This window comes from Desulfospira joergensenii DSM 10085 (assembly GCF_000420085.1).
Taxonomy (GTDB): Bacteria; Desulfobacterota; Desulfobacteria; order Desulfobacterales; family Desulfobacteraceae; genus Desulfospira; species Desulfospira joergensenii.
The window spans coordinates 536,488-558,132 of sequence record NZ_ATUG01000001.1 but is presented as its reverse complement, the minus strand read 5'-3'; the positions used below and the strand labels follow the sequence as shown (position 1 = coordinate 558,132).

Sequence of the window (21,645 nt, the reverse complement as noted above, 5' to 3'; positions counted from 1 at the left end):
ATGTTTAAGGAGTAAAACATGGAATTTCTAGTTGGTAGTGTATGGGCAGCAGGGCTTGCAATCGGTATTGCCGCATTTGGTTGCGGCATTGGTCAGGGTCTGGGCCTTTCCGGCGCAATGAGCGGTATCTCAAGAAACCCCGAAGCAGCCGGTAAAATCCAGGTCAACATGCTCATCGGTCTGGCCATGATCGAATCTCTCTGTATCTATGCACTGGTTGTCGCCCTGATCCTCATGTATGCACATCCCGCGCTCAAAGGCGCCATTGCTGCAATGGGCGGACATTAATTCTGAAAGTTTGAAATGATGAAAGGGTGCAGGGCCTCGGGCCTTGCACCCTTTTTTTATCCGTCATTCCTGTCTCCTTTCCCCTTGGGGAGGGGTCCCCTCCATGTTTCTCTTGCCTGAAACCCACATTGCTGTTATATTTTTCCACATTCTGGTGTGCCAGGCCAAGGGCCTGCGCATTATCCGGCCATATATCTTTATTTGGAAGGTGAACCATGAAAGATGAATCCATTAAAATTCAACCGGTCTCCGAAAACTCGGAAGCCCGGGTCCGCAGGCAGTTTCGAGTCCCTGTGCTGGTGGAGGATGAGGCTGTCCTGGTATCAGGGGATACCCGGTACCCCGTTGTTGAAATCAGCCTGGAAGGGATCAGTGTCCGTATCCGGGAAGGGATGTCCTTTAATGAGGATGAAGAACTGGACGGCTGCCGCCTGATTCTTGGAAATATGAAATTTTCAGGCCTGAACGGGAAAGTTGTTCACTGCTCCTTTGACGCAGAGGGGTTCTGGAGGTGCGGAATCAAATGGGTTGAAATGAGTGACCGGGAAAAAGAGCAGATGGAAGGAATCCTGGGGCAGATGAAGGACATGGCCCTTAAGAAGAATGACCGTGATACGGGTGCAAAATAAGGGCATGGAGACCATGAACGAAAAAAAAGATATAATGGGTAAAATTCTTGGGGCCGATGACAAGGAATTCGCCGCCAAAACCCGTGAACTTGACTGCCTGATCTATCGAAGCGGCACAGGAGGCAAGGAAGAGGGGGAGGAAAACCTGGACATCGGAATCGAGGGTATGACGGAAAAATCCTGGAAGATATCAAAGGAGAATGTTTCCGTTGAGGTATGGGAAGGCAAGGCCAAGATCAGGCTGAAGGTGGGGACCGGAAAGTACAAGACCATGTCCATGAAGCGAATTGCCAGTATTGCTGTGGATGCCATTCTTGAGGAATTGAAAAGGGAGGATCAGGAAAAATGATCATTGTCTGTCCCAAATGTGCCAGAAAACATAAGGTAAATCCCGATATCATCAAATCCCACACGGGTTCAGGAAAAAAAATCAGCGCCACCTGCCGCTCCTGCAGCCACAGGTTTCCCATTTTATTGGATCAGGTCATGGATACGGCCGAGGCTACCCGGGAAGACCATCGTCCCGTTGCCCGGAAAATCTGTGTGACTCTCAGTAAGGGCGGTGTGGGAAAAACGACCACATCTGTCAACCTCTGTGTGGGGCTTGCTTTGGCAGGCTACAAGGTTCTGCTGGTGGATACGGATACCCAGGGACAGTCTTCCTATATCCTCGGCAAGAAGCCCTCGGCCGGACTGACAGAGCTTCTGACAAAGGAACTGACTCCGGAGGAGTGCATCGTCTCCGCCCGGAAAAACCTCTGGCTTTTGAGCGGGGGCAAATCCCTTGCCGGTGTCAAACGGATCATAGACCGGAAGAGTTTTGGCGCGGAATGGACCCTGGCAGAGGCCTTAAAACCACTGGAACGCAGGTTTGATTATATTATCATCGACACCTCGCCCGGTTGGGACCAGCTCATCGTAAATGTTCTTTTTTATGCCACCGAAGTCCTGGTTCCGGTAGCCCTGGAGGTCATGCCCCTCCACGGCCTGTCCGAGTTCATGAAAAGTCTGGGCTCCATTCAGAAATATCGCAAGGAAATTGAACTCAAATATATTGTTCCCACCTTTCTCGACACCCGGATAAAAGGGCCTGAGTCTTTGTATTCCCAGCTCAAAAGGCTTTACCCTGAATACGTTACCACCCCCATCCGGTACAGTGAAAGCCTTTCCGAGGCGCCTTCCTTTGGCAAGTCCATCTTTGAATTTGCCCCGGGATCCAATGCTTCGGCCGATTACAGGGAGCTGGTGAGAAAGGTCAGCCTCAATGAGAATGCCCTTGCCTGATAAAAAAAATCGGACATGCGGTTTCATCGGAAAGTAAAAATATGGGTTTAAGATCACGCATCATCGCGGTCGTCGTTTTCGCCTGCACAGTCATCAATCTCTTTCTCTGTTTTTATTTCACGGAACAGATCAGCAAGCTGGAACTCAAGAGCCTCAGGACAAAAATCGACAAAGCCGCCTATATGATGAAGCTGGTCAATGCCAGACCCCTCTACAATGTGGACAAGGAAACCCTTAAGTTCAACATGGAGACTTTTTTTGATGATGAAAATATGAAATCCATTGCCGTTGCGGAATCGGATATCGGAATCGACATCCGTCTTGAGCGGGAATTGGGACCCGGCGGCATGGACATTGAAAAGAGTTTTTATATCTACTATAAGGGGCTGAAACTGGGCAAGATGCTGGTGGTCTATTCCACCAGTCTCATTGAAAAGAAAATGACCCAGTTCCGCATGCAGATGCTCTTATTTACCTTTACGGTGACCGTGGTTCTGGTCTTTATCCTGGTTTTTCTGATCAACCGGTTGATGCAGCCCGTGATCCGGCTCACCGATGCCGCGTCGGAAATCGCCGCGGGAAACCTTGAAAAGGAAATCGACCAGGACGGGGTCGGGGAAGTAGGGGAACTGGCCAGGAATTTTGCCGCCATGCAGGGAGCCATCAAGGAAAAAATCACAGACCTGGCCCTGACCAACAAAGACCTGGAAGAGGAAATCCGGCAAAAGGAAATCAACGAGAAAAAGATCCTTCGCCAGAGCAAGGTGATTTCTTCGGTCAACACATTTTTCCAGAAATCCATGCTCGCGGAAACCTACACCCAGATCGCCCGCCTTTTTATTCCCATTGCCCTGGAAGTGGTCCCCTCCAGGTACTGTTTTGTGGGGGAAACCCGGAAAGACGACCCAAAGAGAATGGTTATTCTGGCCACTTCGGAGAATGTATTAAAAGAGCGGGCAATCGCGGATATGGAAACCTGGGAGATCCAAGTGACCGGCGCCCTGGGCCGGGTAATCAAGGAAAACATCCCGGTGATTGCCAATGATCCTTCCTCCCATCCTGATTTTATCAAGCTGCCCCGGAATCATGTGCCCCTGGAGTCCTTCATGGGGGTTCCCATCCGGCTGGGATCTGAAATCAAGGGAATTCTGGCCTTTGCCGGAAAGGAAAACGGTTATGATTCCGAAGATCGGGAAGCCGGCCTGATGCTGGCTCTGGCCCTGGGAGAGGCCTTGAACTTACGGCAGCAGGAGGATGAAAAAGCCAGGCTCGAAAAGATGATGGTCCAGTCGGAGAAAATGGTCTCTTTGGGGGGGCTTGCCGCAGGCATGGCCCATGAGATCAACAATCCCCTGGCCGGCATTCTCCAGAATGCCCAGGTCATTGAAAACCGCCTAAAAACCCCTCTTCCCGCCAATATCAAGGCGGCCGAAGAGACCGGGATCGACCTGGACAGACTCGCCGTCTACCTGGAGAAGCGAAATGTCTACACCATGCTGGAATCGATCATGGCCGCCGGAAAACGGGCCGCGGGCATTGTTTCCAATATGCTCTCCTTTTCCCGGAAAAGCGGCTCCGGATTTATGCCCGAGGATATCTGTGAACTCTTGGACAAGACATTGGAGCTTGCCAGCAGTGATTATAATTTAAAGACCAAATTTGATTTTAAAAAGATAAACGTCACAAAAGAGTATGATCCCGGGGTGCCCAGGCCGAAGATCAAGGCCAGTGAAATCCAGCAGGTATTTTTCAATATCCTCTCCAACGGAGCCCAGGCCATGATGACGGGTGCAGGCGTTGAAAATCCGCTTTTTTTTCTTGCAGTGTTCCCGGACCGGGACAGAACCCGGGATCTGGTCTGCATTAAAATCCGGGACAATGGGCCGGGCATGGAAAAGGAGATCCGCCAGAGGATATTTGACCCGTTTTTTACCACAAAAGAGGTGGGGGAGGGAACCGGCCTGGGACTGGCCGTGTCCTATTTTATCATCACGGAAAGCCACAACGGAAGCATAGAGGTGGAATCCGGTCCCGGCAAAGGCACCTGCTTTACCATCAAGCTGCCCGTGGATTCTCCCGGGTAAATTCCCTCACAGAGACGATGTTTGGGTTCTTCATGAAGATAACACCGTCCCTGTGGCGATGGGCTTACAGCTTACAGATGGCCTCTCCGTCAACAACCTTGATTTTGTTCTCGGCCAAAATGGTAAGGGCCCTTTGGGGGTCATCAAACCGGAATATCATGATGGCGTTCTGGCACTTGGGATTGGCAAATGCGTACATATACTCCACATTGACCTCCTGGGCACACAGGGGGTCCAATACCCGGTTCAGACCGCCGGGCTCATCTTTTACCTCAACGGCCAGGACCTTGGTTTTGCCTACGGTGAAACCTTCTTTTTTCAGGGCCGTTTCAGCCGTGTCATTGTTATCGACGATGAGGCGCAATACCCCGAAGTCAGTGGTGTCGGCCAGGGACAGGGCCCTGATGTTCACCCGGGCATCCCTGAGGATGGCCGTGACCTCTGCCAGTCTTCCTTCCTTGTTCTCGATGAATACGGATATCTGTTCGGAAAGCATGGAATCTCCTATATTTTAGATGGTGGATTTTAGATTGGAGATGATCTCCGGATCTAAAATTAAAAATCCCGGTTCATAAATTCCCTGACGATTAGATTACTCTTTTGTCAATTACCCTTACGGCCTTGCCCTGGCTCCGCTGGATGGTTTTGGGTTCCACAAGGAGGACCCTGGCGGAAACCCCCAGGTACTCCTTGATATCCTTTGATATCTTTGTCTCCATGGCCTGGAGTCCCTTGATGTCGTCGCTGAACAGTTCTTCATCAATTTCAACCTTTACGGTCAGGGTATCCAGGTTTTCCTTGCGGTCCACCTCCAGCTGGTAATGGGGGAGGATCTGCTTGGTTTCCATGAGTACGCTTTCAATCTGGGAGGGGAATACATTGACGCCCCGGATGATGAGCATGTCGTCGGTCCGGCCCGAGGGTTTGTCCATCCGGATATGGGTCCGGCCGCAGGTACAGGGAGCCGGATTCAGGGAGGTAATGTCCTTGGTCCGGTACCGGATCACCGGAAAGGCCTCTTTGGTGATGGAGGTGAAGACCAGCTCCCCTTTCTGTCCGTGGGGAACGGGTTCCAGGGTATCCGGATCAATGACCTCAACGATGAAGTGATCCTCAAATACGTGGAGCCCCCGCTGTTCTTCATAGCATTCAATGGAGACTCCCGGACCGATGACCTCGCTCAGGCCGTAGATGTCAATGGCCTTTAGGTCCAGCTTGGCTTCCAGTTCCGCCCTCATGTTTTCCGTCCAGGGCTCAGCCCCGAAGATGCCGGATTTAAATGCCAGATCATGGAAATCCACTCCCATTTCTTCGGCCACCTCTGCCAGGTGAAGGATATAGGACGGGGTGCCGCAGAGAATGGTGGGCTTGAAGTCCTTCATGATGGTGATCTGGCGTTTGGTATTTCCCCCGGAAACCGGGATTACCGAAGCCCCCAGTTTTTCCGCTCCGTAGTGGGCCCCCAGTCCCCCGGTGAACAGGCCGTAGCCGAAGGCATTATGGATGATATCCCCGGGCGTGGCCCCGGCCGCACTCAGGCTTCGGGCCATGAGCTCGGCCCAGGTGTTGATGTCCCGCTTGGTATAGCCCACCACCGTGGGTTTGCCCGTGGTACCGGAAGAAGCATGGATACGGACCACCTGTTCCATGGGAACGGCAAACATGTCATAGGGATAGTTGTCCCTCAGGTCCTGCTTTACGGTAAAGGGGATCCGCCGCAGGTCATCCAGGCTCTGGATATCCTCGGGTTTGAGCCCGGCCTTGTCAAAGCTTTTCTTATAAAAGGGAACCGTGGCGTAGACCCGTTCAATCGTGGTTTGCAGTCTTCGAAGCTGGATGGATTCAAGTCCTTCCCTGGGCATGGTTTCAAAATCAATATCGTAGATGGGCATAATTCTATATCCTTATTGAACACAATTTATCTGGTCGAGACTCATGTTTGGGCAAGTTTTTTCCCAAACTCTATTTGAGTTCTCCTTTGAATGCGGGTTTCCTCTTCTCCAGGAAGGCCGATGTCCCTTCCTCTGCATCTTCACTTGCCATGGTCAGGCCAAAGGCGTCATTTTCAATCCTGCATCCGGTTTCAAGGTCGGCATTGGCGCCATGGTGGATCACCTCCTTGGCCGATCTCAGGGCGACTTTCCCCCTGGAGGCCATCATACCGGCGGTCTTCAGGACCTCTTCCATGAGGCTTTCATGGGAGCAGACCCGGTTGACCATTCCGTATTCAAGGGCCTGGTCCGCCTTGATGTTCTGGCCGGTGAAAATCAGTTCCTTGGCCCTGTTTTTTCCCACCAGCCTTGCCAGGCGCTGGGTCCCGCCGAATCCGGGGATCAGGCCCAGACTGATTTCAGGAAGACCGAACACTGCCTTTTCAGAGGCATAGATGAAATCACAGGCCAGGGCCGCCTCTGATCCGCCTCCCAGGGCATAGCCGTTTACGGCTGCGATGGTGGGGATGGGCAGGGCCTCTAATTTGGCAAAGATCTTCTGGCCTTTTCTTGAAAAGTATTTTCCCTGGAGGGGGGACATCCTGGAGAGCTCCACAATGTCTGCCCCGGCAACAAAGGCCTTGTCGCCTGCGCCGGTGAGGATCAGCACCCGGATAGAGGTGTTTTCCTCCACCTGGTCCAGGGCCTGGTCAAGTTCGTCAAACAGGGCGTTGTTCAGGGCGTTCAGGGCCTTGGGCCGGTTGAAAAAGAGGGTGGCAATCCCGTCGTTGATTTCAAGAATGATGTTTTCAAAAGACATGGGGCATCTCCTTTATTTAGAGTTCTCTTGGATTTGTTGCATCAATATACTTTTGTATCCCGTCGGTGATGGCGTTGCAGATATCATTTCTGTAGGATGCGGTCAAAAGCCGCTTGCACTCTTTTTTGTTGCTGATAAATGAGGTTTCAATGAGAATGGAGGGCATCCTGGCCCCCAGAAGCACATAAAAGGGAGCTTGCTTCACCCCCAGGTCTTTGACCGCGGAATATTTCTTTTTCACCCCGTGGACCATGGATTTATGGACATCGTGGGCCAGGCGGGTGGACTCTTCTATTTTGGCATGTTTCATCAGGTCGCTTAGAATAAATTCCAGGTCGGAAATGTTTTTTCTGGAAGTGGCGTTTTCCCGGGCAGCCACGGCAATGGCCTTATCATCGGTGGCCAGGTTGAGAAGATAGGTCTCAATGCCGGAGAGTCTTTTGTTTTTGGCTGCATTGCAGTGAAGGGAGATGAAAAGATCGGCCCGTTCGGTATTGGCAATGGCCGTCCGTTCCTCCAGGGTCAGTTTGACGTCCTTGGACCGGGTCAGGACCACGGTGCACTTTAGGCGGTCCCTGAGTTTGGCGGCCAGGTCCTTGGCCAGCTTCAGTACGATGTCCTTTTCCCACACCCCTTTGATGGCTCCGGGTGCGCCCGGGTCCGGACCTCCATGGCCCGGATCAATGACGATCTTATTCACCCCCAGGGCCAGCTGCCGGGCGATGTCCGAGGATCTTAGATTGTCCGTGGTGATCCTGGACATCTTTATCGGTTTTTTCCCCGGTTCCAGGATCTGGTGGGCCAGCTGGGGGGGAGCCCCGTTGGAGCCCTTTCCCCATACGTCTATGACGATTCTGAAGGGGTCTTTCAGGGAGAAGATCTTATAGTTTTCAAAAGACTTGATGTCCACCACCACCCGGACCGTATGGGGCAGGTACTGACCGGCCCGGGCCTGATTGAGCAGGTTGTCGTTGATGGGGGTATGGGAGGCGATTCCCGAGCCGAGCCTTGCCTGGTCAATATCCACATAGAGTCTTTGAAAGGGCTTGTCGATCTTGGGATCCTTGTTCAGAAGCCGGTGGGTATAGGGCCGCTCGTCAGAGGCGTTTACCACGATCCGGGTATACTCGGGATTGGACCAGAACCTCAGATCCGTAACCTGGATATCCCCCTTTGTCTTCCGGGGTTTGGGCGGGTCCGGATAGACCTCTGCCTCTTCCGGCGGATCCACAGGCAGGACTTTTCCGGCGGCCTTCTCCGGACTCTTCTCTTTTGTCTTCAAGGATTTGGGGGCAATGGCCAGATTTTTTGTCTGGGCCTTTTTTGACCTCAGGTGCTTGATCGGCAGGGTCACCGGATCCGAGGTGACGGTTTTGAGAAGTGTTTTGGAACGTCTGGTATAGGCACTTTTTCTATATTTTTTCTGTATCCTGGCCAGCAGATCCACGGCCCTTGTTTTATAAATGGGGTCACCGGAGAGTTCAGACAGCTTCAGGTAAAGCCGGGATGCCTTGTACATCCCTGCCGGCGCCCAGGAAGATCCGGGAAAATCCGTGTAGATGTCTTCGTATTTCCCGATACACTTCAGCCATTCCAAAAGTTTTTGTTTTTTGGTTTCAGAGTGGCGGAGTGCCTTGTAGCAGTCATCTGCCTCCAGATATTTTCTTTTGGCCTTGGATGTTGCCGCCGGGGCACTTCCCTGCCAGAGAATCAGAACGGCCAGGACAAAGATCAGAATTTTTACCGGGAAGGATCTTTTCCTGCATGCAAACCCAAACAAAGATGTCGTGGGCATGCCCGGGGAGAGGTCTGGATGGGGAAAGGATTCAGTCCGTACCATGGCTTAGTTCAGGACCTTTTGCTTCATTTCATTGAGAAAGTTCAGGGCCTGGAGGGGGGTCATATTGGAAATATCCGCCCCTGCCAGCATCTCTTTGAGATCCGGGTTCCCATGTTCGAACAACTCCATCTGTCCGGGATCCGACACTCTTTTTTTACGGGTTTTCCGTTTTGGAGGCGGGGAGGGTTCAGGGGGGGCAGGAAGATCTGCCGGATGGGTGTTTCCGGTTTCAATCCCGGAGAGAACATGTTTGGCGCAGCGGACAATGGCGTCCGGAACCCCGGCCAGCCGGGCCACCTGGATGCCGTAGCTCTTATTGGTTCCCCCCTTGACCAGCCTTCTCAGGAAAACGATATTGTCGTTGAACTCCTTGACCGCGATATTAAAGTTCTTGATCCTGGGTTTCAGCTCTTCCAGACGGGTCAGTTCATGGTAGTGGGTGGCAAAAAGGGTTTTTACCCCTTTATCGTCAAGGTCATGGAGGAATTCGGCCACGGCCCAGGCAATGCTCATCCCATCGTAGGTGGAGGTCCCCCGGCCGATTTCATCCAGAATCACCAGGCTGTTTTCCGTGGCGTTGTTAACGATATTGGCAGTCTCCTCCATCTCCACCATAAAGGTGGACTGGCCCGAGGAAAGGTTGTCCAGGGCCCCCACCCGGGTGAATATCCGGTCGATGAGGCAGATAGAGGCTTTTTTTGCCGGGACAAAGGAGCCGGTCTGGGCCATGAGCACGGTCAGGGCCACCTGTCTGAGCACCGTTGACTTGCCGGCCATGTTGGGTCCGGTAATGATCAGGAGCTGGTTGGTTTCATTGTCCATCTCAATGGAGTTGGGCACGTACCGCTCTCCCTTGATGAGTTTTTCCACCACCGGATGCCTGCCCTCCTCAATGGAGACGGCCTGGGAGTCGTTGATCTCGGGTTTGACGTAGTTGTTTTCAGCCGCAGCCACGGCAAGACCCTGGAGGGTGTCGATGCGGGCGATGAACCGGGCCATTTTCAGGATGAACACGGCCTTTTTCACCACCTCATCCCGGACCGAGCAGAAGATCTGGTACTCCAGGGCGCTCCGTTTTTCCTGGGCGTTGAGGATGGTGGATTCCACCTCTTTCATGTCCTGGGTGATGAAGCGCTCGGCATTGACCAGGGTCTGTTTGCGGATATAGTGGTCCGGAACCGATGCAGACTGGGCCTTGGATACCTCGATAAAATACCCGAACACCTTGTTGTACTTTATCTTCAGGGAGGAGAGGCCGGTCTTTTTCTTTTCCTGGCTTTCGGTTTTTGCGATCCAGGAACGGCCGTCCCGGGATATGGCCAGGATCTCGTCCAGTTCCGGGCTGTACCCGTCATTGATGATATTGCCCTCGTTGAGCACGTGGACGGCATCCTCCCGGATGGCGGCTTTGATGAGCCGGGCCAGGCCGGTCAGTTCCTCCGTCATTCTGTCCCGGTCTTCCAGTCCGGTCCCGTTGAGCAGGGGGGCTTTGAACAGGGCCAGTTCCTTAAAGATCCCGGGCAGCTTTTCCAGGGAGGTCCTCAGGGCCAGCAGGTCCCTGGCATTGCCCTGGCCCATGGATATCCTGGAACCCAGCCGTTCCAGGTCGTATACAGACTTGAGGTGGTTCACGATAAGGGCAAGGATATGGGAGGCGCCCATGAGTTCTTCCACTGCGTCAAGCCGTTCCTCGATTTTTTTTCTGTCCACCAGGGGATGCCGGATCCAGTTTTTGATCATCCGCCCGCCCATGGCCGTGACGGTCCGGTCCAGGACCGATATCAGGCTCCCTTTTTTATCCAGAGTCTGGATATTGGCCAGCAGTTCCAGATTCCGGCAGGATCTGTCGTCGATTTTCAGATAGGAGCTGAGATCATAGGGGGTGATCTGGAAAATATGGAGGGTATCTGTCAGCTGGGTGTCCCGTACATAGGAGAGAACCGCCCCTGCCGCGGATATGGAGGCCGGCATCTCTTCAATGCCGAAGCCTTCAAGACTCCGGGTCTTGAATTTCTGGGCCAGTCTTTCCCGGGCGTCTTCCACATGGAATTCCATCTTGGGAAGATAGGTGATCTGACGGCCGGAAAGGGCCTGTCTCACTTGTCTGTACTGGGGATCGCCTTCAAAGTGGGCGGGCAGAAGCACCTCTTTGGGATCGAGCTTGACCGCCTCGTCCAGCAGGGAAGGGGGGAACTGGGAAGAGTTCTTGGGAACCTGGCAGGTTCTGAAGCTTCCCGTGGAGATATCCAGGCAGGCCAGGCCCGCCGTATCCCTGACAGAATTTAAGGCCAGAAGATAATTGTTGGAGGTTTTGTCCAGCAGGGATTCATTGAGGATCATGCCCGGGGTGATCACCCGGACCACCTCCCGTTTCACCAGGCCCTTGGCCGCGGCTGCATCCTCTACCTGCTCGCACACTGCGACCTTGCGGCCGTTTTCAATGAGTTTGGCAATATAGGTGTCTGCCGCCCTGAAAGGGACCCCGCACATGGGAATGGGGTCGGCATCGTTCTTGTTTCTGGATGTAAGGGCGATTTCCAGGATAGAGGCGGCTTCTTCCGCGTCTTTACTGAACATCTCATAGAAATCCCCCATCCGGTAAAAGAGGATGGTATCCGGGTACTCTTCCTTGATGGAGAGGTACTGCTCCATCATGGGCGTATTTTTTTTCTCACTCATGGACCAAGAATATCGGGCTGCCTTTCCTTATGCATTGGCAGGATCATGGGGTTGGGTATCGTCGGAGGCTGACACGGGGGCAGATGCAGGATCCTTGTCCCGGGAATCTCCGGGATTCGATCCTTTGGCAGCCTTGATATAGGGATCATGAATGAAAACATCCAGCCGGCTTTTCAGATCTTTGATCTCCTTTTTCAGGGAGTCGATTCCGGCATTTTTTTTCTTGATCTCCCTGCCCAGGGAAAAGGCGGTGGCAAGCCCCTTGAATCCGGTGATCAGAAGTCCGATTCCAAAACAGATCCCCCAGAACGCCAGGGTAGGTAGTTCAGGGGTGGTCCAGTGCCATCCGGATATCTTAAGGTCGATGCTTAACGCCTGCTTTGCCATGAAATAATCAAGATTCTGGTAAACTAGGAGCCCGAGCAGTCCCAGGATAATCAGCAAAAATAGAAATTTAATGGTTTTCATTCATTTTCTCCAGGTTGTTTTCACGTGTCCATGCCAAATCCTGGTGATCATAGATCAAATTTCTGATTTTTTCAATTCCCTTTTGGGAATTAAGGGCCTGGAAATCTTTATTTTACAGGATAGACCCAGGATAGACAATTGACCGGAGATCCCATAAAAACGGGTCAGATGAAAACAGGATTGATCAGGCTGACTTTATCGCGCCGGGGGAAAAGCTTCCAGTTCAATTGGTCCAATGGGATGGACCGGGGAAGCTCAATACAGGAGATGTGGAGGTGGGGAGGCAGTTTGGACCGCTTCAGACGGGTATCAAATACCCGGGCAAGGATCTCTCCCCTTTCCACCCTTGAACCGGGTTCAAGGCCCGGGGCAGGGGCCAGGTGGGAGTAAGTAAAAATGATCCTTTCAGGGGAATCCTGGAATCCCTGGTGTTCCAGAACCAGGGTTCTGCCCAGGAAATCATCGCAGACATTGAGAACCGTCCCGTCGGCCAGGGCCGGAACCTTAAGGGCTTGAATGAATTTCACGGGTCTTTTCGGGCCGGTTCTGTAAAAACAGATATCAATGCCCTCGTGGAGGGCGTGGCGGAAAGCAAAGTCATCCCACCACTTGGCCGGACTGTCCTGGAGCATGGCCGGATAAAAGAGCCATTCCGTGTCCGGCCCGAGTCTGTTTGCCCGGGCAAGGGCAGATAGATATGTTTTGAATACTTTCATCTATCAAGCAGATGAACAATTAATAATTAAGAATTGAGGAGGCTCCGCACCCATTTTTATGGGAAAAATTGTTATTCCCGAAGATCCCTCTATAATAGGCCGGCCCGCAAGGGCCGGTCCTTAATTGTTCATTATCAATTATGAATTATTAACTGCCCTTAATATGATCTTATGCCCCATGAGGTTGATATCCTCGATAATGCCCTTGATCTCTTTGCTTTCGCCCAGAAGCCCCTTGAGAAGAAAGCTGTTTTCCCCGGCAGGGGTGATGGCGGCCACATTCTCCATGACCAGGGTTTCCTGATCGTTTTCTTTTATATATACGTTTGATTCACACATGCAAGACTCCTTTATAGGGTAAACAGAGTTGACATACCATTGCTGCCGTCGGGTTTCAATAGGGTTACCCGGATCGGCCCCTCTTTTTCATACTCAATGACGACTCCGCCGCCCACCCGGCCCATGGTGCAGTTGACCACCATGGTCCGGCCCAGGACCTGGACCCCGGGCTGATTATGGATATGGCCGCAGAACAGGATACCGGGCTGGAATTTTTCAATAAAAGCTTTCAGGTTCCGGCTTCCGGCGCTGAATTTGTTTCCGACCCTGTCCAGGATTCCCCTGGGCGGGGGGTGGACCACCAGAATATTTTCCGGGCAGGAGGAGGAAAGCTCTCTGCCCAGGCGTTCCAGGATCTCTTCTTCTTTGCGGCAGATCCTGGAGGCAAAGGGCAGGGCAAGGGCCCCTCCGGTTCCTGAGAATGAAAGATCCTTGATATTCAAGGGCTCAGGGGTGAGCATGCGGATATTTTGGGATTCTTCCACAAGCTCTTCCACCCGTTTCAGGTCTGAATTCCCCCGGATCGTCAGGATGGGGATCTCCAGCCGGTCCAGTCGGCGGATGGTCTTTTCCGGAATCAGGTAATGGGTGATGTCTCCGGCGATCACCATGATCTCAGGCTCAAATCGGTCAAGCACGGAGCGGATCGCCTTTATCCGCCCCGATTTGCCGTGGATATCGGCAACCGCGTATATCTTCATCTGGTTTCTCCGGTGAATGTATCTTCACCGGGCTGTATACCGGATTTCACCTCCGATGACAACCATTTCCACCGGGGAAAGACCGGCAAGATAGCAGAGGTCTGCCGGTGCATCAATGTCCCAGAGGACCAGGTCGGCATCCTTGCCCGGCTCGATGCTGCCTTTCCTGTCCTCCATGCCCAGGGCTCTGGCCCCGTTGAGGGTGGTGCCGGCCAGGGCCTCCTCACAGGTCAGCCCGAAGAGCAGGCAGCCCATGTTCATGATCAGGGTCAGGGAATGGACCGGGCTCGACCCCGGGTTCAGGTCCGTGGACAGGGCCATGGGAATCCCCAGTTCCCGAAACCAGTGAACCGGGGGAATCTGTTTTTCCTTGAGAAAATAGAAGGCCCCTGGGAGAAGCACGGCAGAGACTTTTTTCTCGGCCATTTTCCGGGCTCCGGAAAGGGAGAGATATTCGATATGATCGCAGGAAAGGGCATTGAACTCCGCGGCCAGGGCGGCTCCGTCCGAGTCGGACAGCTGTTCCGCATGGAGCTTGACCCGGAGACCCAGATCGGTTGCCGTCTGGAACACCTTTCGGGTTTCTTCCCGGGAAAAGGCAATGGATTCGCAGAACACATCCACGGCCGTGGCTATCCCCTGGTCCTTGACCGCCGGGAGCATGGTTTGGGTGACAAGGTCGATATACTCCCCGGACCTGTCTTTGAACTCCGGGGGCAGGGCATGGGCCCCTAAAAAAGTGGGTTCGATATGGATGGGAAATTCTTGGCTGAGCCGGTCCATGACCCGGAGCATTTTTAATTCGGTTTCAAGATCCAGACCGTATCCGGATTTGATTTCAAGGGTGGTGATCCCCTGTTGGAGGCAATTTTCCATCCTTTTTTTTGCCCTGGAGAAAAGCGCGTCCCCACGGGCCGCCCGGGTGGCCTTTACCGTGGATGAAATCCCGCCTCCGGCAGCGGCAATCTCTTCGTATGTGGCCCCTTTGAGACGCATCTCAAACTCGTTGACCCGGGACCCTCCCCATACCAGGTGGGTATGGCAGTCCACGAGTCCGGGCAGGAGCCATTTGTCTTTACAGTCAATGGGAGCTGCCTCCTCTTTTTTGAGTTCCCCGGGCAGGTCCTGCCCCGGCCCGGCCCAGAGGATTTTTTCTCCCCGGGTCACAAGGGCGCCGTTTTCGATGATATTATATTTCCCGCCGGCCATGGTGGCCACGCGGCAGTTAAAGAAGAAAAGATCCTGTTCCGGATGGTCTTTGATCAAGGGTTTTGGGGTATTCAATTTTCTTTTCCCTCTGCTTTATATTTCCCTGGGTTTTCATCTGCCCAGTGTTGACATTTGTTTCTGGATTGGATAATACTTGTCTATACAAGTATAGATATGAAGTCAAGCCTTTTGTGATTCACCCGGGTCCGGGATGAGGGACCTTAAAAAGGAAAAACTTCGCTAACCGGGAACCATAGACTCTTTTACCAAAGACAGGATATGAAACCATCAGATCAGCCCTTTGCATTGTACGAGCGGATAAAATTGAGCGTGGTCCGGGATATTGAATCGGGCAGACTCAAGCCCGATGACCGGGTGGACTCGGAAACCCAGCTGGCCAGGGCCTTTAACGCATCCAGAATGACGGCCAACCGGGCCCTTAAGGAGCTTACCGAAGAGGGCAGGATCGTGAGGATCCAGGGGGTGGGAACCTTTGTGGCCCGGCCCAAGCCCGATGCGGCCCTCCTGGAGATCCGGAGTATTGCCGCAGAGATCCGGGACTGGGGCGGAGACCATTCCTGCGATATCCTTCTTCTCCGGCAGGAAAAGGCGGACAAGAGCATTGCCGGAAAAATGGATCTTGCCCCGGATGCTCCGGTGTTTCATTCCATATTTCTCCACCGGGACCGGGGGGTCTGCGTCCAGTATTCCGAGCGGTATATCAATCCCGAAGTGGCCCCGGAATACCTGGAACAGGATTTTACAAGGATCACACCCAGTGAGTATCTTCTGGAGATCGCCCCGGTTCAGGAGGCAGAGCATGTCATCGAAGCGGTCCAGTGCAGCCGGGAAATCCGGAAGCATCTTAAGATCAGGGAGGAAGAGCCCTGCCTCTGCCTGACCCGGAGAACCTGGTCCTTTGACCGGGTGGCCACCTACTCCAGGATCATCTCACCGGGATCCAGATATAAATTAAGGGGAAAATTCAAGAGGCAGTGAAAATGACGGAACCAATCAAGCTGAACGGAAATGATTTTCAATTGGAGGATCTGGTGGCCATTGCCCGCCACGGTGCAGGGGTTAAGGTTTCCCAGGGCTCTGTGGCCCGGATTCAAAAGGCAAGCCGCCTCATTGAAAAATGGGTGGACAAGGGAGAGAGAATCTACGGAGTGACCACGGGATTCGGGGCCCTGTCCGGCGTGACCATTACCAAGGAAGATACGAGAAAACTCCAGAAAAACATCCTGCTCAGCCATGCGGCCGGTGTGGGCAAAAACATGGAGGACGATGTGGTCCGGGCCATGATGGCCCTGCGGATCAACGATTTCTGCCGGGGCAACTCCGGCTTGCGCCTGGAGACCATTGAAAAACTGGCCCGGATTCTCAATGAGGGCATCATTCCCCGGGTTCCTGAAAAGGGATCTGTGGGGGCTTCCGGGGACCTGGTTCCCATGGCCCATCTGTCCCTGGTGCTCATCGGCGAGGGGGAGGCCTTTATTGACGGCCGTCTCATGTCCGGGGCCAGGGCCCTGGAGGCAAAGGGAATCTCCCCCCTGGAACTTCAGGCCGGGGAAGGCCTTGCCCTGATCAACGGAACCCAGTTCATGATCGCCCTGGGCTGCCTTGCCCTCCACGATGCCCTGAATCTTTGCAAGCATGCAGACATTGCCGCCGGCATGAGCCTGGAAACCCTCATGGGTACACGGACGGCTTTTGATCCCCGGATCCACAATGCCCGGCCCCACCAGGGCCAGATCAAGGCGGCCCGGAACATGCTCAAGATCACGGAGAACTCCGAGATCATCTCCTCCCACAAGGACTGCACCCGGGTCCAGGATGCCTATACCCTGCGCTGCTCCCCCCAGGTTCACGGGGCCTCCTGGGATGCCTTCGGATATGTGGACCGGGTGATCCGGGTGGAGATGAACTCATCCACGGAAAATCCCCTGATCTTTCCGGATTCCGAAGAGTTCCTGTCCGGCGGTAACTTCCACGGACAGCCCCTGGCCCTGGCCTGTGATTTTTTAGGGATCGCCATTGCCGAGCTGGCCAATATCTCCGAGCGCCGCATCGAACGCCTGGTCAATCCCCAGCTTTCCGGACTGCCCGCATTCCTGGTGGAGGACGGGGGGCTCAATTCCGGGTTCATGATCGCCCAGTATGTGGCCGCATCCCTGGTCTCTGAAAACAAGGTCATTGCCCATCCGGCCTCGGTGGATTCCATCCCCACCTCGGCCAACAAGGAGGACCATGTGTCCATGGGGGCTGTGGCGGCCCGGAAATGCCGGGATATCGTGGAAAATGTCGAAGAGGTCATTGCCATTGAACTGCTCTGCGGAGCCCAGGCCATTGATCTCTTCACCAATATCAAGGCCGGGGAGGGCACCATGGCCGCCTACGAGGTGATCCGCAGCCGGGTGGACTATATGAAAGAGGACCGTCTCCTGTCCAATGACATTGCCCGGGTCAGGGAACTGCTCCGGGAGGGGAGCATTGTGAAAGCGGTGGAGGATAAGGTGGGCAAACTCTATTAGGGAATGGAGAATGGATAATTTGCCCGGCCGGGGCAGGAGGAATTTTGTTGTTCCGGTCAGGGTGTTTTAATTTTTCTCCACCATCATATATACAAAATCAGGCACAGCCGGCCGATCCTCCGGTTTAAATCCCAAGGGTTTCAGCAAGGTGTCATAGGTATCATATTTCCCGGCTGTTTTTTTATGGTTCAGGCTGACCTGAAATTCTTTGAATTTTAAGCCGGCCAATCCCAGAAAAGGCGCAATCGATTCCTGGAAACCTGTTTCAGTCGATGGATGAAACCGGTAAAATATAAGCTTGGGCAATCCAGTACGCTGAATCTGGGTTTGGGATCCAACGGTCTCGGAAAAATAAGCCGTCATTTCCTGATAAAGACCGGGATAATTCGGGATATTCAATCTCAATGAAACCGGATTTTTAGAATCCCTCCGGGTCGATATCAAAGCGGCCCGGAGTAACTTTGCAGAAATCCCCTGATATTCCTTTTCGATGAAAGGCCTTACAGGCTTATGCCTTCCATCGGGAAGCCGACGATCTCCGGAAATTTCATACTGGTCAAAGGGTCGCTGAAATGAACAATAGATGGTTTTCTTCCCCTGGCTGGCAATTGAAAAAAAAGAATTCAGCCAACATGGAGCCTCCCCCTTGGTAACACTGTCCCGTTCAGAAATCTCCGTTGATGGGTTCAGGCGAAGGGATAATATCAATGGGATGGGGATTTTAAACTCTCCCGGAATTTCAGCGGGTTTCAATACAGGGCCGTAAAATTTTAATGACCCTGCTTTCTGAAATCCCATTTTCTCCATGGACGCCCCTGTAATATCAAATCCCAATGCCCGGACAATGGGCTGAAAATCCTGTTTGAGTGAGTCAGAGATCATTTTTACCAGGCTGTCATGCCGCTTGTATGGATCTGTCTGATCCCAGTTTTTTTTCAATTCTGACTCTTTCCAGATCAAGGTCCAGTTTCGAATGCTTTCAGGATAGGAAAACCAGTGAATTGCCATTGAAGACGGACTTGTTTCCTCCTGCCCCATAAAAGAGCTGCCGGCATTCAAAAGTTCCAATAACCGGGGCAGATATTTTTCCTGTAAGGGCCCCAACCGGTTGGAATAGGGGTCATTTCCCTGATAGGCCTTAAAACTGAAATAATGTTCATCTCCCATGCGAAGTTCAAATTGGATGTCATTGACCCTTACACCCATGGTGACATCCCTGACATTCACCTGCCAGCCGGTCTCCCCCACAAGCCCAGGAAATGGAGCATAGGACCCTGCAACGGCCAAACCCATCAATATAATCTGAAATCCAAAGATAAGCAGAACAGATATTCGCAATCTCATTTGATATCCCTCCATTTCCAAAAAAATGTTGTATGCAGATTTCCATCTGCTTTCAAAATTGGAACTGCCTTAATCCATGCCCGGATTGGTGAGCGTTCCGGCAATGCTTTCCGGGCGGATCCCCTGTTTTCTGGCTTCCCGGGCATAGGCTTTCCAACTCTTTTTTGTCTGGATTTTCAATGCCCTGTTAAACATATCCAGCCATTTGGGAAGTCTGTTGGTTTTGCGTTTTTCTCCCCTGCCGATCTGATAGGGGAGATCCTTGTAAACCGATTTTTCCGGAATCATATAGCTGACCTGGCAGAGACTCTCTTTTTCCGAATCGGAAAGGATGGTCAGGGTATATTCAAAATTCCCCCCATGGAATTGCTTTTCCATCCATCCGTCATAGATCCCGGTGAGTTTATGCACGGACAATAATTTCCCGGGAGATTCAATATTCTTTAAAATAAGAGCAATGGAAACGGCCGCCTGTTCCGCATGGGTTTGGGCATCGCAGATCAAATTATCAGGTGTAATGGAAAAGCCGAACCGATTGATTCGGGACAGCCGGACCGGGCCTCCGTATATTTTCCGAGTCATGGATTGACCGTCCAGTGAGGATTCAAGGGGAAGCTTCTCCAGGCTCTCGGTCTGAAAAATATCATCAACTGGCCTGTCCGGCAGCATGGCCGCAAGAATTTTTATCCCTCCCCGGGTTTTCAGCAGGATATCCATTGTGGATCGATATCCCTTTGAGGCCAAAACATCGGTGTATTCAGTTTTCGGTATCGGGATATTCACATTGTTCCAGGTCAGCTCCCAGAAACTACCGGATGAGTTTATATCAGGGGCCTTGGAAAAAGTGAGGTAGACCCTTGGATTTGTCAGGTGTTTTGATTTCAATTCCTCGCAGGACCAGGCCGATTGACCCGGCAGAGCTGTGTCGGATGCAGGTTCCATGCGCCAGGAACCGGGTAAACGCCGGATAATTACGGCTTGTGTCTTTAATTTTGAGAAATTTAATTTCCAGGATTCACAGATCTGATCATCAAAATAGACCTTTACCATATGATCTGTATGGATATTCAGGTTGCCTATAACCGGGCCTGAATGCTGACGGTTAAAGTATAAATTTTCTGAATCATCGATTTTTAAATATAGCCGGTCTGTGTGTTCACTCAATGTCTTGGCGAGATTTTCCCCGAAGTAAACTTTACCGACATTGTCATTTGCCCAGACAGATGCGGAAAAGAGGATGGCTATGAATATAATATACTTTTTCATGATTCTATTCTTTCCTTGCCTGCATCTAGCCGATCTTTATGAGTTGTCAAGCCCCTCGCTGCGCAATGCAGCCATGATTTCACCGGCAATCTCCATGTCCAGTTTGGGATTATCCCCCATACAGACCATGCCTTTGCGTAATTTCCTGAGATGGGCCGACAGATCCTCAACCGGGCATCCCCGGGCCACCACGGATACGATATGGGGGGCGTAGGAGTCATATTCGTCTGCCGGAGCAAAGTCGCCCGGAGCGAGATCCATGGGATCCCATCGCCTTAGGATCGACTGCACGATTCGAATCCGCCCCATCGTTTCCTTTTTCCGCGCTTTGTTGGTCTCTTTTCCCATACACTCTCCGTATGCCGGGCCAAATTTTGAACATCCACCAATGAAATCCGGTCCATGTCCGTTGTTGGAAATTACTTAAAGCGTGGGTCCAATCTGGGGTTTCCCCTCCGCCATTGAGCCGCAGCATTTTTTACCGTCGAAAAATTCACAAAGCGAACATGCCGGGGAGTCTGGCGGGGGAAGGACATCCGGTTTGGCCGGAATGTATGGGTCCAGCATCTCCCTTGCCCGCATCAGCCGTTCCGTATCAACCGCCACTTTTTCCCCGGCCTTAATCAATGCGGCCACAACCGCCTCTGTGGCCACATTCCCGGTGGCTCCGGGAGCAAAGGGGCACCCGCCGAGTCCGCCGACACTGGCATCCACTATCTGTATACCGTAAGAGACCGATCGAAGGATATTATCGATTCCCCTTCCATAGGTGTCGTGAAAGTGGACGGCAATGCGTTCTGCCGGAATCTTTGACAGCAATACATCCATCAGCATTCCTACTTCATCTGGTGATGCTTTGCCAATGGTGTCTGAAATGGACAATTCATCCATTCCCATATCCATCAATCGCTGGGCAACGCCTAAAACAGCCCTGGGAGAAATCTTACCCTCAAAGGCGCACCAGAAGGCCGTGGAGATGTATCCCCGGACAGGCAGGCCCAAGTTCCCGGCCCGGCGAACCACCGGCCGGAAGCGTTCCATAGAGCCTTCCACGCTGGTGTTGATATTTTTTTGATTGAAGGTTTCACTGGCTGCCGTGAATACGGAAATTTTATTCGCGCCTGCATTAACAGCCCGTTCAAGTCCTTTTGAATTGGGCACAAGCGCAGAGTAGATTACCCTTTTTTTTCGTTGGATATTTTTAAAAACAATAGAGGCATCCTTGAGCTGGGGAATCCGTTTTGGGGAGACAAAGGCGCTGACTTCGATCTCGCTTACACCTGATTCAGACAATGCATTCACAAACGCGACCTTGGTATCCGACGGTATGATTTCAGTTTCGTTTTGCAGCCCGTCCCTGGGACCGACTTCAACTATTTTTATCATTGGCAATCTCCAGAACGTTTCAACGACCTAAATTTGCAGATCCCCCGCAGCATTTGGCTTGTTTGAAATTTATAATTCAATAATCAAGGTCTGACCCTTGACCCCTGCACCTGCAAATAACCGATTT

At 52.5% G+C, this 21,645-nt stretch carries 21 protein-coding genes; 7 read left to right on the top strand and 14 right to left on the bottom strand.

The genetic code is table 11. The features are described 5' to 3' along the window. The first annotated feature begins 18 nt into the window (after nucleotides 1-18). From atpE to F608_RS0102710, 5 genes are all read left to right on the top strand, one after another. Complete coding sequence (atpE, locus tag F608_RS0102735; RefSeq protein ID WP_022664077.1) at nucleotides 19-288, top strand: ATP synthase F0 subunit C; 270 nt, start codon at nucleotides 19-21, stop codon at nucleotides 286-288. Nucleotides 289-503: 215 nt separating this feature from the next. Further along, nucleotides 504-917 carry a PilZ domain-containing protein gene (locus F608_RS0102725; protein WP_022664075.1) on the top strand — a complete coding sequence of 138 codons (414 nt, stop codon included), beginning with the start codon at nucleotides 504-506 and terminating at the stop codon, nucleotides 915-917. A gap of 13 nt (nucleotides 918-930) precedes the next feature. After that, nucleotides 931-1,266: a hypothetical protein gene (locus tag F608_RS0102720; protein ID WP_027362402.1), complete on the top strand. Its 336-nt coding sequence runs from the start codon at nucleotides 931-933 to the stop codon at nucleotides 1,264-1,266. Then, a complete protein-coding gene (locus F608_RS0102715) occupies nucleotides 1,263-2,201 on the top strand; it encodes an AAA family ATPase (RefSeq protein WP_022664073.1) in 939 nt (312 codons plus the stop codon). Before F608_RS0102720 ends, F608_RS0102715 begins: the two co-directional genes overlap by 4 nt. A 41-nt stretch (nucleotides 2,202-2,242) precedes the next feature. Beyond that, nucleotides 2,243-4,285, top strand: coding sequence for an ATP-binding protein (locus F608_RS0102710; protein ID WP_022664072.1), 2,043 nt, complete (start codon nucleotides 2,243-2,245; stop codon nucleotides 4,283-4,285). Nucleotides 4,286-4,349: 64 nt separating this feature from the next. Here the strand turns inward: F608_RS0102710 and F608_RS0102705 are convergent, their stop codons facing one another. The 10 genes from F608_RS0102705 to hutI form a co-directional block, all read right to left on the bottom strand. Then, a complete protein-coding gene (locus F608_RS0102705; RefSeq protein ID WP_022664071.1) occupies nucleotides 4,350-4,781 on the bottom strand; it encodes an ACT domain-containing protein in 432 nt (143 codons plus the stop codon). A 91-nt stretch (nucleotides 4,782-4,872) separates the two neighbouring features. Continuing rightward, nucleotides 4,873-6,177, bottom strand: a complete 1,305-nt coding sequence (locus F608_RS0102700) for a phenylacetate--CoA ligase family protein (RefSeq protein WP_022664070.1) — start codon at nucleotides 6,175-6,177, stop codon at nucleotides 4,873-4,875. A 70-nt stretch (nucleotides 6,178-6,247) separates the two neighbouring features. Beyond that, the gene (locus F608_RS0102695) at nucleotides 6,248-7,036 is read right to left on the bottom strand and encodes an enoyl-CoA hydratase-related protein (RefSeq protein WP_022664069.1); all 789 of its coding nucleotides are present in this window, start codon (nucleotides 7,034-7,036) and stop codon (nucleotides 6,248-6,250) included. Between the two features lie 16 nt (nucleotides 7,037-7,052). After that, the gene (locus tag F608_RS0102690; RefSeq protein WP_022664068.1) at nucleotides 7,053-8,876 is read right to left on the bottom strand and encodes an N-acetylmuramoyl-L-alanine amidase; all 1,824 of its coding nucleotides are present in this window, start codon (nucleotides 8,874-8,876) and stop codon (nucleotides 7,053-7,055) included. A 3-nt stretch (nucleotides 8,877-8,879) separates the two neighbouring features. Next, the gene (mutS, locus tag F608_RS0102685; RefSeq protein ID WP_022664067.1) at nucleotides 8,880-11,555 is read right to left on the bottom strand and encodes a DNA mismatch repair protein MutS; all 2,676 of its coding nucleotides are present in this window, start codon (nucleotides 11,553-11,555) and stop codon (nucleotides 8,880-8,882) included. Nucleotides 11,556-11,582: 27 nt separating this feature from the next. Next, nucleotides 11,583-12,023: a LapA family protein gene (locus F608_RS30480; RefSeq protein ID WP_022664066.1), complete on the bottom strand. Its 441-nt coding sequence runs from the start codon at nucleotides 12,021-12,023 to the stop codon at nucleotides 11,583-11,585. Nucleotides 12,024-12,187: 164 nt separating this feature from the next. Further along, nucleotides 12,188-12,739, bottom strand: coding sequence for a peptidoglycan DD-metalloendopeptidase family protein (locus F608_RS0102670; RefSeq protein WP_022664064.1), 552 nt, complete (start codon nucleotides 12,737-12,739; stop codon nucleotides 12,188-12,190). A 138-nt stretch (nucleotides 12,740-12,877) separates the two neighbouring features. Beyond that, nucleotides 12,878-13,078, bottom strand: coding sequence for a CooT family nickel-binding protein (locus tag F608_RS0102665; RefSeq protein WP_022664063.1), 201 nt, complete (start codon nucleotides 13,076-13,078; stop codon nucleotides 12,878-12,880). An 11-nt stretch (nucleotides 13,079-13,089) separates the two neighbouring features. After that, nucleotides 13,090-13,779: a metallophosphoesterase family protein gene (locus tag F608_RS30475; protein ID WP_022664062.1), complete on the bottom strand. Its 690-nt coding sequence runs from the start codon at nucleotides 13,777-13,779 to the stop codon at nucleotides 13,090-13,092. Between the two features lie 24 nt (nucleotides 13,780-13,803). Then, nucleotides 13,804-15,063: an imidazolonepropionase gene (gene hutI / locus F608_RS0102655; protein ID WP_022664061.1), complete on the bottom strand. Its 1,260-nt coding sequence runs from the start codon at nucleotides 15,061-15,063 to the stop codon at nucleotides 13,804-13,806. Nucleotides 15,064-15,267: 204 nt separating this feature from the next. Here hutI and hutC point away from each other — a divergent pair, with 204 nt between their 5' ends. Both hutC and hutH read left to right on the top strand, forming a co-directional pair. Further along, on the top strand, nucleotides 15,268-15,987 hold the full coding sequence (gene hutC / locus F608_RS0102650) for a histidine utilization repressor (RefSeq protein ID WP_022664060.1): 720 nt from the start codon (nucleotides 15,268-15,270) through the stop codon (nucleotides 15,985-15,987). Between the two features lie 2 nt (nucleotides 15,988-15,989). Beyond that, a complete protein-coding gene (hutH, locus tag F608_RS0102645) occupies nucleotides 15,990-17,522 on the top strand; it encodes a histidine ammonia-lyase (protein WP_022664059.1) in 1,533 nt (510 codons plus the stop codon). A gap of 66 nt (nucleotides 17,523-17,588) precedes the next feature. On the opposite strand, the gene F608_RS0102640 is transcribed toward hutH, so the two are convergent. The 4 genes from F608_RS0102640 to F608_RS30470 form a co-directional block, all read right to left on the bottom strand. After that, a complete protein-coding gene (locus F608_RS0102640; RefSeq protein ID WP_022664058.1) occupies nucleotides 17,589-18,866 on the bottom strand; it encodes a hypothetical protein in 1,278 nt (425 codons plus the stop codon). Between the two features lie 69 nt (nucleotides 18,867-18,935). Then, entirely contained in the window at nucleotides 18,936-20,132 is a 1,197-nt protein-coding gene (locus F608_RS0102635; protein WP_027362399.1) for a hypothetical protein, read from the bottom strand. 36 nt (nucleotides 20,133-20,168) lie between these two features. Then, on the bottom strand, nucleotides 20,169-20,480 hold the full coding sequence (locus F608_RS0102630) for a hypothetical protein (protein ID WP_208599511.1): 312 nt from the start codon (nucleotides 20,478-20,480) through the stop codon (nucleotides 20,169-20,171). 75 nt (nucleotides 20,481-20,555) lie between these two features. Beyond that, entirely contained in the window at nucleotides 20,556-21,518 is a 963-nt protein-coding gene (locus F608_RS30470; protein WP_022664057.1) for a hydroxymethylglutaryl-CoA lyase, read from the bottom strand. Nucleotides 21,519-21,645: the final 127 nt, after the last annotated feature.

Bases quoted from the DNA above. Each gene is read 5' to 3' on its own strand.
- F608_RS0102705 (WP_022664071.1), bottom strand. From the start codon at position 4,781: ATGCTTTCCGAACAGATATCCGTATTCATCGAGAACAAGGAAGGAAGA.
- F608_RS30475 (WP_022664062.1), bottom strand. From the start codon at position 13,779: ATGAAGATATACGCGGTTGCCGATATCCACGGCAAATCGGGGCGGATA.
- F608_RS30470 (WP_022664057.1), bottom strand. From the start codon at position 21,518: ATGATAAAAATAGTTGAAGTCGGTCCCAGGGACGGGCTGCAAAACGAA.
- mutS (WP_022664067.1), bottom strand. From the start codon at position 11,555: ATGAGTGAGAAAAAAAATACGCCCATGATGGAGCAGTACCTCTCCATC.
- hutC (WP_022664060.1), top strand. From the start codon at position 15,268: ATGAAACCATCAGATCAGCCCTTTGCATTGTACGAGCGGATAAAATTG.
- F608_RS0102695 (WP_022664069.1), bottom strand. From the start codon at position 7,036: ATGTCTTTTGAAAACATCATTCTTGAAATCAACGACGGGATTGCCACC.
- F608_RS0102665 (WP_022664063.1), bottom strand. From the start codon at position 13,078: ATGTGTGAATCAAACGTATATATAAAAGAAAACGATCAGGAAACCCTG.
- F608_RS0102635 (WP_027362399.1), bottom strand. From the start codon at position 20,132: ATGAAAAAGTATATTATATTCATAGCCATCCTCTTTTCCGCATCTGTC.
- F608_RS0102690 (WP_022664068.1), bottom strand. From the start codon at position 8,876: ATGGTACGGACTGAATCCTTTCCCCATCCAGACCTCTCCCCGGGCATG.
- F608_RS0102640 (WP_022664058.1), bottom strand. From the start codon at position 18,866: ATGAGATTGCGAATATCTGTTCTGCTTATCTTTGGATTTCAGATTATA.
- F608_RS0102720 (WP_027362402.1), top strand. From the start codon at position 931: ATGAACGAAAAAAAAGATATAATGGGTAAAATTCTTGGGGCCGATGAC.
- F608_RS0102670 (WP_022664064.1), bottom strand. From the start codon at position 12,739: ATGAAAGTATTCAAAACATATCTATCTGCCCTTGCCCGGGCAAACAGA.
- atpE (WP_022664077.1), top strand. From the start codon at position 19: ATGGAATTTCTAGTTGGTAGTGTATGGGCAGCAGGGCTTGCAATCGGT.
- F608_RS0102710 (WP_022664072.1), top strand. From the start codon at position 2,243: ATGGGTTTAAGATCACGCATCATCGCGGTCGTCGTTTTCGCCTGCACA.
- F608_RS0102630 (WP_208599511.1), bottom strand. From the start codon at position 20,480: ATGGGAAAAGAGACCAACAAAGCGCGGAAAAAGGAAACGATGGGGCGG.
- F608_RS30480 (WP_022664066.1), bottom strand. From the start codon at position 12,023: ATGAAAACCATTAAATTTCTATTTTTGCTGATTATCCTGGGACTGCTC.
- F608_RS0102725 (WP_022664075.1), top strand. From the start codon at position 504: ATGAAAGATGAATCCATTAAAATTCAACCGGTCTCCGAAAACTCGGAA.
- F608_RS0102700 (WP_022664070.1), bottom strand. From the start codon at position 6,177: ATGCCCATCTACGATATTGATTTTGAAACCATGCCCAGGGAAGGACTT.
- F608_RS0102715 (WP_022664073.1), top strand. From the start codon at position 1,263: ATGATCATTGTCTGTCCCAAATGTGCCAGAAAACATAAGGTAAATCCC.
- hutH (WP_022664059.1), top strand. From the start codon at position 15,990: ATGACGGAACCAATCAAGCTGAACGGAAATGATTTTCAATTGGAGGAT.